Origin of the sequence: Micromonospora sp. WMMD708 (genome assembly GCF_049315245.1) — a bacterium.
GTDB lineage: Bacteria > Actinomycetota > Actinomycetes > Mycobacteriales > Micromonosporaceae > Micromonospora > Micromonospora wenchangensis.
In genome coordinates this window covers 1854054-1869060 of record NZ_CP186060.1, presented here as the reverse complement: position 1 = coordinate 1869060, position 15007 = coordinate 1854054, and the positions used below count along the sequence as shown (strand labels likewise).

The 15007-nt window shown below is 73.7% G+C and carries 15 protein-coding genes; 6 read left to right on the top strand and 9 right to left on the bottom strand.

The window, feature by feature from the left end:
• Positions 1–69: 69 nt before the first annotated feature.
• Positions 70–1149 carry a ribosome small subunit-dependent GTPase A gene (gene rsgA / locus ACN260_RS08525; RefSeq protein WP_422755441.1) on the bottom strand — a complete coding sequence of 360 codons (1080 nt, stop codon included), beginning with the start codon at positions 1147–1149 and terminating at the stop codon, positions 70–72.
• Positions 1150–1326: 177 nt separating this feature from the next.
• Here rsgA and ACN260_RS08520 point away from each other — a divergent pair, with 177 nt between their 5' ends.
• Both ACN260_RS08520 and ACN260_RS08515 read left to right on the top strand, forming a co-directional pair.
• On the top strand, positions 1327–2046 hold the full coding sequence (locus ACN260_RS08520; RefSeq protein ID WP_422755440.1) for a maleylpyruvate isomerase family mycothiol-dependent enzyme: 720 nt from the start codon (positions 1327–1329) through the stop codon (positions 2044–2046).
• 7 nt (positions 2047–2053) lie between these two features.
• A complete protein-coding gene (locus ACN260_RS08515; protein WP_281895762.1) occupies positions 2054–2707 on the top strand; it encodes an MBL fold metallo-hydrolase in 654 nt (217 codons plus the stop codon).
• A gap of 36 nt (positions 2708–2743) precedes the next feature.
• Here the strand turns inward: ACN260_RS08515 and ACN260_RS08510 are convergent, their stop codons facing one another.
• Both ACN260_RS08510 and ACN260_RS08505 read right to left on the bottom strand, forming a co-directional pair.
• Entirely contained in the window at positions 2744–3361 is a 618-nt protein-coding gene (locus tag ACN260_RS08510) for a DedA family protein (RefSeq protein WP_204926073.1), read from the bottom strand.
• 129 nt (positions 3362–3490) lie between these two features.
• Positions 3491–4174 (bottom strand): class I SAM-dependent methyltransferase, encoded by a 684-nt coding sequence (locus ACN260_RS08505; protein WP_422755439.1) that lies wholly within the window; start codon positions 4172–4174, stop codon positions 3491–3493.
• 180 nt (positions 4175–4354) lie between these two features.
• Here ACN260_RS08505 and ACN260_RS08500 point away from each other — a divergent pair, with 180 nt between their 5' ends.
• Positions 4355–4558 carry a cold-shock protein gene (locus ACN260_RS08500; RefSeq protein ID WP_067314937.1) on the top strand — a complete coding sequence of 68 codons (204 nt, stop codon included), beginning with the start codon at positions 4355–4357 and terminating at the stop codon, positions 4556–4558.
• Positions 4559–4742: 184 nt separating this feature from the next.
• Here the strand turns inward: ACN260_RS08500 and ACN260_RS08495 are convergent, their stop codons facing one another.
• Both ACN260_RS08495 and ACN260_RS08490 read right to left on the bottom strand, forming a co-directional pair.
• Positions 4743–4931 carry a DUF397 domain-containing protein gene (locus tag ACN260_RS08495; protein WP_422755438.1) on the bottom strand — a complete coding sequence of 63 codons (189 nt, stop codon included), beginning with the start codon at positions 4929–4931 and terminating at the stop codon, positions 4743–4745.
• Positions 4922–5722 carry a helix-turn-helix domain-containing protein gene (locus tag ACN260_RS08490; protein ID WP_422755437.1) on the bottom strand — a complete coding sequence of 267 codons (801 nt, stop codon included), beginning with the start codon at positions 5720–5722 and terminating at the stop codon, positions 4922–4924. The genes ACN260_RS08495 and ACN260_RS08490 overlap by 10 nt, the downstream gene beginning before the upstream one ends.
• A gap of 330 nt (positions 5723–6052) precedes the next feature.
• Here ACN260_RS08490 and ACN260_RS08485 point away from each other — a divergent pair, with 330 nt between their 5' ends.
• Positions 6053–6271 (top strand): flavin reductase, encoded by a 219-nt coding sequence (locus ACN260_RS08485; RefSeq protein WP_422755436.1) that lies wholly within the window; start codon positions 6053–6055, stop codon positions 6269–6271.
• Positions 6272–6402: 131 nt separating this feature from the next.
• Here the strand turns inward: ACN260_RS08485 and ACN260_RS08480 are convergent, their stop codons facing one another.
• From ACN260_RS08480 to ACN260_RS08470, 3 genes are all read right to left on the bottom strand, one after another.
• The gene (locus tag ACN260_RS08480; RefSeq protein WP_363793312.1) at positions 6403–7260 is read right to left on the bottom strand and encodes a hypothetical protein; all 858 of its coding nucleotides are present in this window, start codon (positions 7258–7260) and stop codon (positions 6403–6405) included.
• 177 nt (positions 7261–7437) lie between these two features.
• Entirely contained in the window at positions 7438–9114 is a 1677-nt protein-coding gene (locus tag ACN260_RS08475; RefSeq protein ID WP_422755435.1) for a CocE/NonD family hydrolase, read from the bottom strand.
• Positions 9115–9119: 5 nt separating this feature from the next.
• The gene (locus ACN260_RS08470) at positions 9120–9635 is read right to left on the bottom strand and encodes a MarR family winged helix-turn-helix transcriptional regulator (RefSeq protein ID WP_422756661.1); all 516 of its coding nucleotides are present in this window, start codon (positions 9633–9635) and stop codon (positions 9120–9122) included.
• 148 nt (positions 9636–9783) lie between these two features.
• Between ACN260_RS08470 and ACN260_RS08465 the strand changes: the two genes are divergently transcribed.
• Positions 9784–11916 (top strand): MMPL family transporter, encoded by a 2133-nt coding sequence (locus ACN260_RS08465; RefSeq protein ID WP_422755434.1) that lies wholly within the window; start codon positions 9784–9786, stop codon positions 11914–11916.
• Between the two features lie 392 nt (positions 11917–12308).
• Entirely contained in the window at positions 12309–14177 is a 1869-nt protein-coding gene (gene typA / locus ACN260_RS08460) for a translational GTPase TypA (protein WP_422755433.1), read from the top strand.
• Positions 14178–14318: 141 nt separating this feature from the next.
• On the opposite strand, the gene ACN260_RS08455 is transcribed toward typA, so the two are convergent.
• Complete coding sequence (locus ACN260_RS08455) at positions 14319–14912, bottom strand: hypothetical protein (RefSeq protein ID WP_421483356.1); 594 nt, start codon at positions 14910–14912, stop codon at positions 14319–14321.
• Positions 14913–15007: the final 95 nt, after the last annotated feature.

Sequence of the window (15007 nt, the reverse complement as noted above, 5' to 3'; positions counted from 1 at the left end):
GGTCGGCCGACCCCCCGTGCGCGGCCCGCGCCCCGGTCCGGCCGGTCGTGACCGGCCGGACCGGGGCGGTCAGAACCCGCCCGGCAGGGGCGGCGTCGTCGGCCGGGCCGGCCGACGACGGCCACCCCGCCAGCCGCCCCGCCGCTCGGCCGCCAGCCGGCTCTGCCGGCGACCGCTCTCGTACGCCAGCTCCCGCTGGAGCCGACGCCAGCTCTCGAAGCGCCGGCCCGGCAGCTCCCCGGTCTCCACCGCCTCGCGCACCGCGCAGGCCGGCTCGGCGGTGTGCCCGCAGTCGGCGTACCGGCAGCCGGTGGCCAGCTCGGCGATGTCGGTGAACGCCCGGTCCAGCCCGGTGTGCCCGTCGAGCAGGCCCACCGCCCGGACCCCGGGGGTGTCCAGCACCGCGCCGCCGCCGGGCACCGGGACCAGCGCCCGCCAGGTGGTGGTGTGCCGGCCCTTGCCGTCGACCCGCCGGATCGCCTGGGTCGGCATGACCTCCGCCCCGACCAGGGCGTTGACCAGGCTCGACTTGCCCGCACCGGACGGGCCGAGCAGGGCCAGCGTGCGCCCCGCCGCGACCAGCGGACGCAGCGGGGCCAGGCCGGTGCCCCGCTCGGCGCTGACCGGCAGCACCGGCACCCCGGGGGCGAGGGCGGCGAGCTGCCGGGCCACCGCCTGCGGGTCGGCGGCCAGGTCGGCCTTGGTGAGCACCACCAGCGGGGTGGCCCCGGACTCGTGGGCCAGGGCGAGCAGCCGTTCGATCCGGGCGGCGTCCGGCTCCGGGTGCACCGGCTCGATCACCGCGGCGGTGTCGAGGTTGGCGGCGAGCACCCGGCCGCTGGCGTCCTTGCCGGCGGTACGGCGGACCAGCGCGGTCCGCCGGGGCAGCACCGCGTCGACGGTCACCGGGCCGTCCGGCCAGCGGGCCAGCAGCACCCAGTCACCGGCGCACGGCAGGGCGGTCAGGTCACGGGCGGCGGCGGCCAGCACCGCCGGGCCCAGGCTGGCCCGGACCGGTCCGTCCGCGCCGAGCACGGTGCACACCCCCCGGTCGACCCGGGCCACCCGGCCGGGCCGGCGGTCCGGACGCCGCCGCGCGTACGCCGCCCGTTCGGCGTCGAGGCCGAGGGCGGTCAGATCGATGCTCATGTCATCCTCACCGGGGTCGGAACTGGTCGTGGCGCAACACGCGTACTGCGACCGGCATGACCACCACCCCCGTCCGTCGTCCCGGTACCGTGTCAGGCCGACGGTAGGCCGCCGACCGACGCGCCGAAAGCGAATTCCCCGGCGGCGCAACGCTGTCCGGACCGTTAGGGTCGTGGCGTGACGACGGACCCACTGCTGTTGACCGGCGAGGTGGCCGATTCGGCCGCCCGCCTGCTGGAAACCGCCGCCGAGCTCGACGCGGCGGCCGTCGCCGCCCCCAGCCTGCTGCCCGGCTGGACCCGGGGCCACGTGCTGACCCACCTGGCGCGCAACGCCGACGGGCTCGTCAACCTGCTCACCGCCGCCCGCACCGGCGAGGACATCCCGATGTACGAAAGCGTCGCCGCCCGCGACGCCGACATCGCCGCCGGCGCCGGCCGCCCACCCGCCGAGCTGCTGGCCGACCTGCGCCGCAGTACCGACCGGTTCGCCGAGGCGGTGGCCGCGATGCCGGCGTCGGCGTGGAGCGCCACCGTGCAGGCCCGACGCGGCCCGTGGCCGGCCGCCCTGGTGCCCTGGGCCCGGTGGCGCGAGCTGGAGGTGCACCACGTCGACCTGGCCACCGGCTACCGGCCGGCGGACTGGCCGGCCGCGTTCGCCCAGCACCTGCTGCACGAGGTGGCCGGCGGGCTCGCCGAGCGGCCCGACGCGCCCGCGCTGGTGCTGCGGCCCACCGACGGCAACCGGCCGGAGCTGGTGGTGCGCGACACACAGGACGCCCCGCAGGTCGCCGGCAGTTGCGCCGCGCTGGCCGCCTGGTTGATCGGCCGCAGCAGCGGCGACGGGCTGACCGTCACCCCGGACGGTACCCTGCCGAACCCACCGGAATGGATATAGACCGCACATGAGCTACACCGGAGACGTCACCCCCGGCGGCCCGCCCGCCGTGCGGGAACTGGACCGGCTCACCGTCACCAAGGTGTCGGTCGGCCCGATGGACAACAACGCCTACCTGCTGCGCTGCCGCGACACCGGCGCGCAGGTGCTCGTCGACGCCGCGAACGAGGCGCCCCGGCTGCTCGACCTGATCGGCGACGCCGGGCTGACCTCGGTGGTCACCACCCACCGGCACATGGACCACTGGGTCGCCCTGGAGGAGGTGGTGGCCACGACCGGCGCGTCGGCCCTGGTGCACGCCGACGACGCCGAGGGGCTGCCGATCGCGGCGCAGCCCCTGACCGACGGCGACACCGTCGCGGTGGGTGACCAGACGCTGGAGGTGATCCACGTCAAGGGGCACACCCCGGGGTCGATCGCGCTGCTCTACCGCGATCCGGCCGGCACCCCCCATCTCTTTACCGGCGACTCACTCTTTCCCGGTGGCGTCGGCAACACCGACCGGGACCCGGAGCGGTTCGGCCAGCTCATCGACGACGTCGAGCACAAGCTGTTCGACCGGCTGCCCGACGACACCTGGTTCTACCCGGGACACGGCGCGGACAGCACGCTCGGCGCGGAACGGGCGTCGCTGCCGCAGTGGCGGGCGCGCGGCTGGTGATCCGGTGACGGTCCGGCGGTGACCGCCCGGCGTCGGTCAGCCCGGCTGGCCGACGCCGGTCACCGCGCGCAGCCGACGCCGGGTGCCCAGCAGCACCAGGCCGGCCAGCAGCAGGCCGACGGCCATGGTGACCAGCAGCGGGTTGCCGGGCAGCAGCCCGGCCAGAGCCCGCGACGCCGCGCCGAGGGCCAGGTAGAGGCCGGCCCACGCCGCCGCGCCGAACGCGGCGCAGACGACGAACCGGCGGTACGACATCCGCAGGCTCCCGGCCGCCAGCGGCAGCAGCGTGTTGAACACCGGCAGGAAGGGCGCGACGAGCACCATCCGCCCGCCGCCGGAGCGCAGCAGTTGCTCGGCGGCCGACCAGCGGCCCTCGCCGATCCAGTCGCCGACCCGGCTGTGCCGCAGCCGCTCGCCGAAGATCCGCCCGGCGAGGAAGCTCAGCGACCAGCCGGTGAGGCAGCCGGCGACCACGGCGACGACGGTCGCCACCCCGGCGACCGGCCGACCCACCCCCACCGCCGCGAGGATCGCCACGTCGCCGGGGACGAGCACCCCGAGCAGCGGTACGGCGTCGGCGAGCATCACCAGCCCGAGCGCCGCCATCAACAGGGCGGTCGGTAGGTCTCCGAGCTGGGCCAATTCGTCGAGCACGAGATGACGCTACGGCTACCGGGCGTCCCGGCGCATCGGGTCGCGACCCTGATCACTCCCCGAGTTTTCCTGCGGGTTCCCCCCGGGGGCGGCGCAACGGCGTGGCCCGGGGCGTGCCGGCGGGTTCAGTCAGCAGGGGCGGAGCACCTGGACCCGGCGGACCGGGGAGTCGACGGAGGGTTCGGTGGTGGGCACCGGGTAGCTGGCCACCACCTCCAGCACGTCCGGCGGCAGGTGTCCCCGGTCCGGGTCGCCGACCAGCACCTGCGCCCCGCCGTCGGCGGCCCGCCGCAGGTACGGCAGCACCCGTCCAGCCAGCTCCCGGTCGTAGAGGACGTCCCCGGCGAGCAGCAGGTCGGCCCGGGTGCCGTCGTCGTCGAGCAGGTCCTGGTGGCTGGCCTGCACGTGGACCCGGTTGGCCCGCGCGTTGACGGTGACCGCCGCCACCGCGTACGGGTCGACGTCGTTGGCGACGACCTGGGTGGCGCCGGCCAGCGCGGCGGCGATGGCGACGAGTCCGGAGCCGGCGGCCAGGTCGAGCACCCGCCGGCCGGCGGCCAGTTCGGGATGGTCGAGCAGGTGGCGGGCGAGGGCCTGGCCGCCGGCCCAGGCCGACGCCCAGAACGGCGGGGGCAGGGCGTGCCCGGCGTTGGCCTCCATCCGGGCCCACCAGACGATCGCGTCCTCGGCGAGGTGCAGCCGTACCTCGGGCACGAAGGGGGTGGGTACCAACCGCAGCCGGTCCAGCCCGTCGCCCGGCGCGTCGATCTCGCGTTGCAGCTCGGTCAACGCGTCGCCGCGCGGTCGGTTCACCGGTCGAGTGTGCCGCAGCGGCCCCCTTCCGGGGCGACATTCCGCCCACCTGCGAGTTTCCGTCCGCATCCTGCGGCTTTTCAGCCGGCAAAAACCGGATCGGCCGGCTACTGTCGGGGCAGTACAGGGCGATCATCCGCCGCAGCGGCGGGGTCACCCGTTGTAAACAGGGAGAGATGCATGGCAACCGGCACGGTCAAGTGGTTCAACTCGGAAAAGGGCTTCGGCTTCATCGAGCAGGACGGCGGAGGCCCCGACGTCTTCGTTCACTACTCGGCGATCGCCACCAGCGGCTACCGGGAACTGCAGGAGGCCCAGAAGGTCGAGTTCGATGTGACCCAGGGGCAGAAGGGTCCGCAGGCGGAGAACGTCCGCCCGCTGTAAGTCTCCGTGCCGGTGGCGGCGGCCCGGGGCCGCCGCCACCGAGCGCTTCCGGTAGCCGTCGACTCCGCTGCCGGGTCCACTGAAGCCCGGCCGGGTGTTCCCGGTCCGGGCTACCTTTCGTCGACCGGCAGGCCGCCGCGCTGCGGTGGGTGCCGCGTCGCCGGTCGGCGCGCGGCCGCCCCGGTCAGCTCCGCTTGGCGTGGCGCAGGAACGACCGCCAGGCGGTCGGGGCGAAGGTGAGCACCGGCCCGGACCGGTCCTTGCTGTCGCGGACGCCGACGACGCCGGGCAGGTTGGCGGCCACCTCCACGCAGTCGCCGGAGTTGCCGCTGCTGCGGGTGCTCTTGCGCCAGATCGCGCCGGTCAGGTCCATGAGTCTGCCGCCTCCGAGATCAGCTTGATGGTGGCCCCGTGGGACAGCGCCTCCGCACGCACCGACTCCCAGCATCGCCGCAGCGATTGTACGTCCGCCGTCCGTTCGACGAGCGTTCCCTGTAGCTGGTTGTCGAGGTAGGCGACGTCGTCGCCCTCCGGCGGCGTGGCGATCACGAAGGCGCCGTTGAGCCCGGGGTAGGCCCCGGTATCCCTCGGCACCAGGTGCAGGTGCACCCGCGGCCGGTCGGCGATCTCCCGCAGGTGCAGCAACTGTTCCCGCATCACCTTCGGCCCGCCGACCGGGCGTTCCAGCACGGTGTGGTCGAGCACCGCCACGAACAGCGGCGGGGACACCCGGTGCAGGATCTCCTGCCGGGCCAGCCGCGCCGCGACCTGCTGCTCCATCTCGTCGCCGATGAGTTGACTCGCCCCCTCGTGCAACGCGCGGGCGTAGTCCTCGGTCTGGAACAGGCCGGGCACCACCAACGGCTGGAACGAGCACAGCGCGGTCGCCTGCTGCTCGATGGTGACCCACTCGCGGAACCAGGGCATCAGGCTCTCGCGCACCTGGGCGTCCCTGATCCGGGCCAACAGGCCGTCGCTCGCCAGGACGGTGTCGCAGCGCTCGGCGAACTCCCTGCGCGGCGGCCGGCGGCACTGCTCGACGGCGGCGACCAGCGAGGCCGAGTAGTTGACCAGCTCGCCCAGCCCCTCCTGGGACAGCCCCGCCCGCGTCCGCAGCCGACGCAACTCCCCGGCGAACAACTCCAGCATGGGCGCAGGCTCCATCTGCACAACTCCTGTACGTGAAGGACGACGGTGCTGCACGCCCGCCGTGGTGCAGCGCGAATGCCTTCCGACGGTAACGGCATCCTCACCAGACTGTCACCTGTGGCGGACCTGCCCGACGCCGGACAGGGCTCGGGCCGACTCCGCCGGGCCGCCCCCGCCCCCCTGGGGGCGGCCCCTCCAGACCCGAGGAGGTAGCCCGTGGCCCGCCAGGACGCACAGCACCCGCCGGCCGAGAGGGGGTCACCGGTGACCGGTGTCGACGACGGTGTGCCCCGGCGTCGCGGCGTGCCCCCGCCGACGGCCCGGCGAATGATCCCGCACGTTGCCATGCGTCCCCTCTGGCGCTGCCGCAACTGCGGCGCGGAGTGGCCCTGCCAGCCGGCCCGGCTGGGCCTGCTGGTCGAGTACCGGGACGACCGGACCGCCCTGCTGGTCTATCTCGCCGCCCTGATGACCGAGGCCGATCACCAGCTCGGCCAGCTCCACCCCGGGCGACGCCCGGAGCTGACCGACCGCTTCCTCACCTGGGCCAGGGCCCGGGGATGACCGGCCCGGACCAGGGCCCGGCCGGGGACGACCGCCGGCAGCCGTGGGCACCCCTTCCGCAGGAGGCGGGGCGGAAGGGGTGCCCACGGGGTCCTCGGCCGCCGCGGGCCAGGCCGGCGTGCACGGTGCCGTCAGGCCACCAGGCGCTTGGCCAACTCGTCGGCGACCTGCTTGGCGATGGTGGGCGGGATGGCCGCGGCGATCTTCTCCGGGGTGAGCCCGGCCAGGACGCCGGCCACGATCGCCTGCTCGTCGGTGAAGTCCTTGTTGGCCAGTACGGTCAGCGCGGTCTGCAACGAGGCCAGCTGCGCGCCGAGCGACTTCAGGCTCGGGTGCGGGACGACGAAGTCCGGGTTGGTGTGGTCCTCCCCCATCGCCATCCGGGTGTAGATCTGACCCACCGGATTGCGGCCGTCGAGGACGGTCAGGTTCTTGTGGACGGTCTCCAGCCAGGCGTGCTCTTCGGGTGTCATGTCGGTGTCCTCCAGTAGTCCGATGCCGGTCAGGTAGCGCCGGAACAGCGGGGTCTGGTCCCGTCCGGCCTTGGTCGAGTCGCGGAAGAAGCTGAAGTGGGTGTGCCACAGGTGCGAGTCGTCCCCGGAGCTGCGCTTGCCCAGCCGGTCCCACCGCCTGACGACCTTGCCGTCCGGGCTGTAGATGATCTCCCGCAGGTCGCGGCTGTCCGGCGTGTTCGCCCGGCACTGGGCTACGCACCAGGTGGAAAACGTCTGGAGGTTGTGCGTGGCGCCCCCGGAGCGCACGGTGAACGTGCCCACGTCCAGCCCGGAGGCGTAGAGGGTGAGGCCGCCGGAATCCCGGGGCGACTCCACCACCGAGTAGTCGTTGGTGACCACCCGGTCGGAGCCGCAGTGGTAGCCACCCCGGTGGGCCGGGTCACCGACGATCCCCACCGCGGCGGGGTCGAGGCTCTTGATGGTGTCGAGCAGGAGCCGGCGGACCGCCAGCAGGTTGGCCGGAGCCGTCGTCATGACGTCCCCTCTCCGCGGCCGGCCCAACGGTGCCGGCTGCTTCGGCATCAGGCCAGGGTCGGGAACCGTCGTCACTCCACGTAGGCGGTGTCTGCGGGGAGAACGGGGCCCGACCGCTGGTGCACGTCATCGAGCGTTGCGAAAGACGATAGCCCTGGTTGCCAAAAAAGTCCCAGCTCAGACGGGTTGTCTACAGATAGGTACAAGCTGGGAGCCGGCTGGGACCACCGGCAGCACGAGCCGCGACGGATGCGATGGATCATGCAGGATCTGCCGGGTTCCAGCGCGGAGCGTGATCGCCGCACCGAGCGGTTCCCCGGTGCCGGGGTTGCGCGCGTAGCGGGGATGGGCACCCCCGGACACCTGCACCCGCAGCCGGTGACCGACCGCGAACCGGTGCGCCACCGGCCACAGCGGCACCGGCACCCGGGTCACCCCGTCCGGGTCGACCGGGAACCGGCCGGGGGCGACCCGGACCAGGCCGTCGCAGACGTTCCAGGACCGGCCGCGCCGGTCCACGTCGCACAACCGCACGAAGACGTCCAGGTACGACAGTTCGCTGCGGACGTGGATCTCGGCGTGCACCGGGCCGACCACCTCGACCGGCCCGGTCAGCACCGCGCCGGTGTAGACCAGCACGTCGGGCCGGGCCTCGACCCGACGGTTGTCGACCGAACCGGCACGCTGGGCCACCAGCAGCGGGCCGCCCAGCGACGGGGTGGGGTCGGCCGGGTCGTACCGGATGGTGTCGGGGGGCGACGCGGCCGGCGGCTGCGGGTCGAGCCGGCCCCCGGCGTGCAGGTGCCAGGGGGTGCCGGTGGCCGGCGGGGGCCACTCGGGCAGGTCCCGCCAGCCACCGCCGTCCCCGCCGACGTGCACCCGCACCGGGGCGCGCGGCGACGGCGGCCGGCCGTGCAGGTGGGCGTCGAGCCAGCCCAGCCCTTCCCGCAGCGCCTCGGCCAGCAGGCCGGGGCTGCCGTGCGTCCACGGGCCGACGGTGAGCCGGGTGGGCACGCCCGCCGCCCGCAGCGCGGCGTGGTCGGCGAGCTGGGCGGGGAGGAAGATGTCCTGCCAGCCGCTGACCATCGTCACCGGGGCGCGCACCTCGGCGATCCGCGCGTCGAAGACCCGGGTCCGCCAGTAGTCGGCGTCCGGGGTGTGGTGGCGCAGCCACTCCTGGAAGAACGGCACGGTCACCCCGGTCGCCACCCGGTCGGCCTCGGCCAGCGGCAGGTGGGCCAGGGCGGCGGCCAGCCGGGGCTGCCCGCGCTTGAGTTCCCACTGCCGGGCCAGCCACGGCACGGTCTGCGCCTGGAGCAGTTCGGCCCAGGTGAGCACCGTGTCCAGGGCGAAGGACTCCCCCGCGTACGTCGAGTCGCGGGTGGTCGAGGCGGTGACCACCGCGACCATCGCGGCCAGCTCGTCGCCCGCGTCGGCGGCCAGCGCCCACTGGACGAAACCCTGGTAGCTGGCCCCGAACATGCCGAACCGGCCGGTGTACCAGGGTTGCCGGCGCAGCCAGTCGACCGTGTCCAGGCCGTCGTCGCGCTCGTGCACCAGCGGGTCGAACACCCCGTCGGAGCCGTCGGTGCCCCGGCAGGACTGGATCACCAGGTGGAAGCCGCGACCGGCGACGAGCCGGCCGAGCAGCCGCATCGGCCCGCCCCGCCCGTACGGGGTGCGGATCAGCACGGTCGGCGCGCCGGGCAGCCGGGGGGCGTAGTGGTCGGTGCGCAGCCGCGCCCCGTCGCGGGCCCGGACCGTGACGCCCCGGGTGACGTCGACCCGGTGGGTGGCGGCGGTCGGCAGGCGCAGCACGGCGGCCGCGAGGCGGGCGAGCGACAGGTCCGGCACGGCGCTCAGTCCGCCGGCCGGCGGGACGGCTCGGCGCGGGCGGCCCGCATCACGTCGCGGTGCTCCCGCATCGAGGCGACCATGGTGGCCAGGAACCGGTGCACGACCGCCAGCTCGTCGTCGGTGAACCGGGCCATCACCTCGTCGGTACGCCGGCCGAGCGGGCCGAAGAAGCTCATCGCCAGTGCGGCCCCCTGGTCGGCGTAGTGCAGGAACACCTTGCGCCGGTCGGCGGTGTCGCGGTCGCGCCGGATGTGCCCGGCGCGTTCCAACCGGTCGACCAGCGCGGTCACCGACCCGGAGGAGAGGTTGAGCTGTTCGCCCAGCCGGCCGGGGGTGATCGGGTCGCCGAGCAGTTCGGCGTCCATGACGGCGATCAGGGCGTGCAGGTCGGTCGGGTTGAGCCCGTGCAGGTTGGCGAACGCGTGCCCGATGTGCTGCGCGTCGACCGAGTACCGCCGCAGGTCGTTGGTGATGTCGGCCACCATCCGCCCGCGCGGGTCGTCCCGCCGCCGATACATCCCGTGCGTTGCCACGCCCGCCGTTGCCCCCTGTCGCCGTGTCCGGTTGCAGCATAGAACAGCTGCCGATAATCTCGCCTATCAAGATACTCGAAGGACGGGTTATCTTCCCGTCCAGGTTCCCACCGACAGACCACGAGGGCCTCCGATGTCTCTGTTCACCCGCGTCGCCCGCAGCCGGCTCGCCGCCTGGCTCACCGTGGCCGCCGCGATCGTCGTCGGCGCGGTCGTCTTCGGGCTCCCCAGGCCCGACAACCCCGCCCCCGTCTCGGCCACCGGCCTGTCCGTGCAGTGGCAGTCGACCCAGGTGGAACGCCTCCAGGACCAACTACCCGACAGCGACGTCCAACCGGCGATCATCGTGGTCAGCCGGGACGACGGCAGCCCGCTGACCGACGCCGACCGGGCCGCCGTCACCGACCGCGCAGGCGCGCTGGGCCGGCTCGCCGTCGGCGGCCAGGTCAGCCCACCCCAGGTCTCCCCCGACGGCACCGTCGCGCTGCTCGCCGTCCCGCTGGACACCGCCGGCGGCCAGCAGGCCGTCGCCGACGAGGTGGCGAAGGTCCGCGACAGCCTCACCGGCCTGCCCGACGGGCTCACCGCCGCGGTCACCGGCGCACCCGCGTTCACCGCCGACCTGACCAAGGTCTTCGAGGGTGCCGACATCACCCTGCTCGCCGTCACCGCCGGTGTGGTCGCCCTGCTGCTGCTGGTCACCTACCGCAGCCCGTTCCTGTGGATCGTGCCGCTGATCGTCGTCGCCGCCACCGAACAGCTCACCCTGCGGGCCGTCGACACCATCGTTCCGGCCGTCGGCATCAACCTCCAGGAGGGCGCGGTCACCGGCATCGCCAGCGTGCTGGTCTTCGGCGCCGCCACCGACTACGCCCTGCTGCTCATCGCCCGCTACCGGGAGGAGTTGCGCCGCGACGAGGACCGGTTCGCCGCCATGCGCGCCGCCGTCCGCCGGACCGCCGAACCGATCCTCGCCAGCGGCGGCACCGTCGTGCTCGGCGTGCTCACCCTGCTGCTGTCCGAGCAGGAGACCAACCGGGCGCTCGCCGTGGCCTGCGCCACCGGCGTCGTGTTCGCCATGCTCTCCGCGCTGTTCGTGCTGCCCGCCGTGCTGGTCATCTTCGGCCGGGGACTGTTCTGGCCGTTCGTGCCCAGGGTCGGCGGCCCCGCCCGGGAGGGCAGGCTGTGGGGCCGGCTCGGCGTCGCCGTGGTCCGCCGCCCGCTGCCGGTCGCCGTGCTGTCCACCCTGCTGCTCGCCGGCCTCGCCCTCGGCGGGCTCACCCTGCGCACCGGGCTGTCCGAGACCGAACAGTTCCGGGTCAAGCCCGAGGCGGTCGCCGGCGCCGAGACGCTGGCCCGCGCCTTCCCCGCCGGCACCACCCAGCCGGTGGCGGTGCTCACCAACCCGGGCGCCGCCGCCGAGGTCACCCGCACCGCCGCCGCCGTGCCCGGGGTCGCCTCCGCCCGGCCCGGCGTGGCCGGCGCGGCCGTCGCCCAGGTCGACGTGGTGCTCACCGACGAACCGGGCAGCCCGGCCTCCGACCGTGCCATCGCGGCGCTGCGCGATGCGGTCGCCGCCGTGCCCGGCTCCGCGCCGCCGACCGTCGCCGGTGCCGACCCGGCCGAGGGCGCGCTCGTCGGCGGTACCGTCGCGGCCACCTACGACTCCGACGAGGCCAACACCCGGGACCTGCGGCTGATCCTGCCGATCATCCTGGTGCTCGTCTTCGCCGTGCTGGTGGCGCTGCTGCGCGGCCTGCTCGCCCCGCTGCTGCTGGTGCTCACCGTGATCGCGTCCTTCTTCGCCAGCCTCGGCGCGGCGTGGCTGCTCTTCGACCACGTGCTGGACTTCCCCGCGCTGGACAGCGGGGTGCTCCTGCTGGCCTTCGTGTTCCTCGTCGCGCTCGGCGTGGACTACAACATCTTCCTGGTCACCCGGGCCCGGGAGGACGCCCGCCGGGCCGGCACCCGCGACGGCATGCTCTCCGCCCTGCGGGTCACCGGCGGGGTGATCACCAGCGCCGGCATCCTGCTCGCCGCGGTCTTCGCCGTCCTCGGCGTGCTGCCGCTGATCCTGCTCACCCAGATCGGCATCATCGTGTGCATCGGCGTGCTGCTCGACACGCTGCTGGTGCGCACCGTGCTGGTGCCGGCGCTGGCGTTCCTGCTCGGCGACCGGTTCTGGTGGCCCGGCCGGATCGACCGGGAGGCCGACGACGACGCCGGGGCGGCCACGCCCGCGCCGGCCGTCGCCGCCCGGGACTGACCCGCCCACCCGACCCGCCCCGGCCGGGGTCCCCACCTGCACCAGTGGGGACCCCGGCCGGCGGCGCACCCCGGTGGATGTGTCGCCCGTCACGGCCGCTCCGGTCACCGGGAGCAGTGCCCGGACGGGCCGGCACGGGCCCGCGTACGCTAGGAGACCGACCAGCAGGGTCGACTCCCCCGGCACCGACAGACCGAAGATCACCGCGGCCTCGCCGCGGTGGCCGTCGCGACGACCAGGTGCCCGGCCGGCCGGTGGGCCGGTCGGCCCGCCGGTGGGCTCGGCAGACCCGCCGCTGGCACGGCCGGAACAGCAGTTCCGGCACAGATCCGGGCGGTGACGGGACGACCCCGACACCTGCCCCGGCAACCGCAGACAGGAGTATGGAGGGTATGCAGCTTCGCACCGACCTCCGCAATGTCGCCATCATCGCCCACGTAGACCACGGCAAGACGACCCTGGTCGACGCCATGTTGCGGCAGGCCGGCGCCTACGGGGCCCGTGGTGAGAACACCGAGCGCGTCATGGACTCGATGGATCTCGAACGGGAAAAGGGCATCACCATCCTGGCCAAGAACACCGGCGTGCGCTACCTCCCGGCCGACGGCTCCGACCCGGTCACCATCAACATCATCGACACCCCCGGCCACGCCGACTTCGGCGGCGAGGTCGAACGGGGCCTGACCATGGTCGACGGGGTGGTGCTGCTGGTCGACGCCAGCGAGGGCCCGCTGCCGCAGACCCGGTTCGTGCTCCGCAAGGCGCTCAAGGCGCGGATGCCGATCATCCTGGTGATCAACAAGGTGGACCGGCCCGACGCCCGGATCAAGGAGGTCGTGGACGACACCTACGAACTCTTCCTCGACCTGGACGCCGACGAGGAGCAGATCGACTTCCCGATCGTCTACGCCTGCGCCCGCGACGGCATCGCCTCGCTGACCCAGCCCGCCGACGGCTCGGTGCCCGACGACAGCACCAGCCTGGAGCCGCTGTTCCGGACCCTGCTCGACACCATCCCGCCGCCCTCCTACGACGAGGGCGCTCCGCTCCAGGCGCACGTCACCAACCTGGACGCCTCGCCGTTCCTCGGCCGGCTGGCACTGTGCCGGGTGCGCCAGGGCACCATCGCCAAGGGCCAGACGGTGGCCTGGTGCCGCACCGACGGCAGCACCCAGCGGGTACGCATCTCCGAACTGCTGATGACCGAGGGGCTGGAGCGCAAGCCGGCCGACTCGGCCGGGCCGGGCGACATCATCGCCGTCGCCGGCATCCCCGAGATCATGATCGGGGAGACCCTGGCCGACGCGGAGAACCCGGTCCCGCTGCCGATGATCACCGTGGACGAGCCGGCCATCTCGATGACCATCGGCACCAACACCTCGCCGCTGGTCGGCCGGGTCAAGGGCGCCAAGGTCACCGCCCGGATGGTCAAGGACCGGCTCGACAAGGAGCTGATCGGCAACGTGTCGCTGCGGGTGCTGCCCACCGAGCGGCCGGACGCCTGGGAGGTGCAGGGCCGTGGTGAGCTGGCCCTGGCCATCCTGGTCGAGCAGATGCGCCGCGAGTCCTACGAGCTGACCGTCGGCAAGCCGCAGGTGGTCACCAAGGAGATCGACGGCAAGACCTGCGAGCCCGTCGAGCGGCTGACCATCGACGCCCCCGAGGAGTACCTGGGCGCGATCACCCAGCTCCTGGCCACCCGCAAGGGCCGGATGGAGCAGCTGGTCAACCACGGCACCGGCTGGATCCGGATGGAGTGGCTGGTGCCGGCGCGCGGCCTGATCGGCTTCCGTACCGAATTCCTCACCGACACCCGGGGCACCGGCATCCTGCACCACGTCTTCGAGTCCTACGAGCCGTGGTTCGGTGAGCTGCGTACCCGCAACAACGGGTCGCTGGTGGCCGACCGCTCCGGCGTGGTCACCCCGTTCGCGATGATCAACCTCCAGGAGCGCGGCCAGCTCTTCGTCGAGCCCACCACCGAGGTGTACGAGGGCATGATCGTCGGGGAGAACTCCCGCTCCGACGACATGGACGTCAACATCACCAAGGAGAAGAAGCTCACCAACATGCGGGCCTCGACCTCCGACGAGACCGAGAAGCTGATCCCCCCGCGCAAGCTCTCCCTGGAGCAGGCGCTGGAGTTCTGCCGCGAGGACGAGTGCGTCGAGGTGACCCCGGTCGCCGTACGCATCCGCAAGGTGGTGCTGGACCAGACCCAGCGCGGCCGGATGGCCGCCCGCCGCAAGCACGCCGGCTGACCCACCCGCAGCCCCCGGTCCGTCACCCGGACCCGGTCGGCGGTTTCCGGAACAGACGCCCGCCCCGGCATGATCACAGAGATCACGCCGGGGCGTTCGTCATGGCGGTCGGGTGTCGCTGCGCCGGTCCGGCGGCCGTGCTCAACCGCCGAGAAGAGCGCGCTCACGGATTCGCGGGCCCTGTCCGGTCATCCGGTCGGGTGCGGCGGCTGCCGGCCTCGCGGGGACGGTGACCTTCCGCAGCAGGACATGGCAGATCGGGTACAGCAGAGCCCCGTCCAGATAGTGGCAGAACATGGCACCGAGGTACGACGGGCCGCCCCACGCGTTGCGGGGAAAGTTCGGGTCCAGTCCGGCGAAGACCTGCTTGCCGATGCGCCAGGCCATGTACACCTCCAGCAGCACGAGGAAGGCGACGGCCAGGCCCCGCAGCACACCGACCACGCCGAGGCCGGAGCGGAACGTCGCCCCGATCCGGGCGGCGATCGGACGTCCGAGCGGCGTGAAGACCACCTTCCAGCCGAGCGGGCTGCGGCGGGCTGCCACCACGTACCAGACGGTGACCACGGCGAGGACGACGAGGTGGGGAAGCCACGCCTCGGTCCCCGGGATCTGCGGTTCGAGCTGGGGCGAGCGGTTGAGGTAGGTCACCACGCCGCTGGCCAGTCCTGCGACGGTGGCAACGGTGGCGGTGATGACGGCGGGGCGGGACAGGTGCAGCCGGTGGTTTGTCATGCCCCTACGCTCGGCCACACCGCCCGATCCGCGCGTCGCTCTCCAGCATGATCCGCAGCGTCCCTCCGGGGTCGCCCCGTCATCCTGCAGCATGA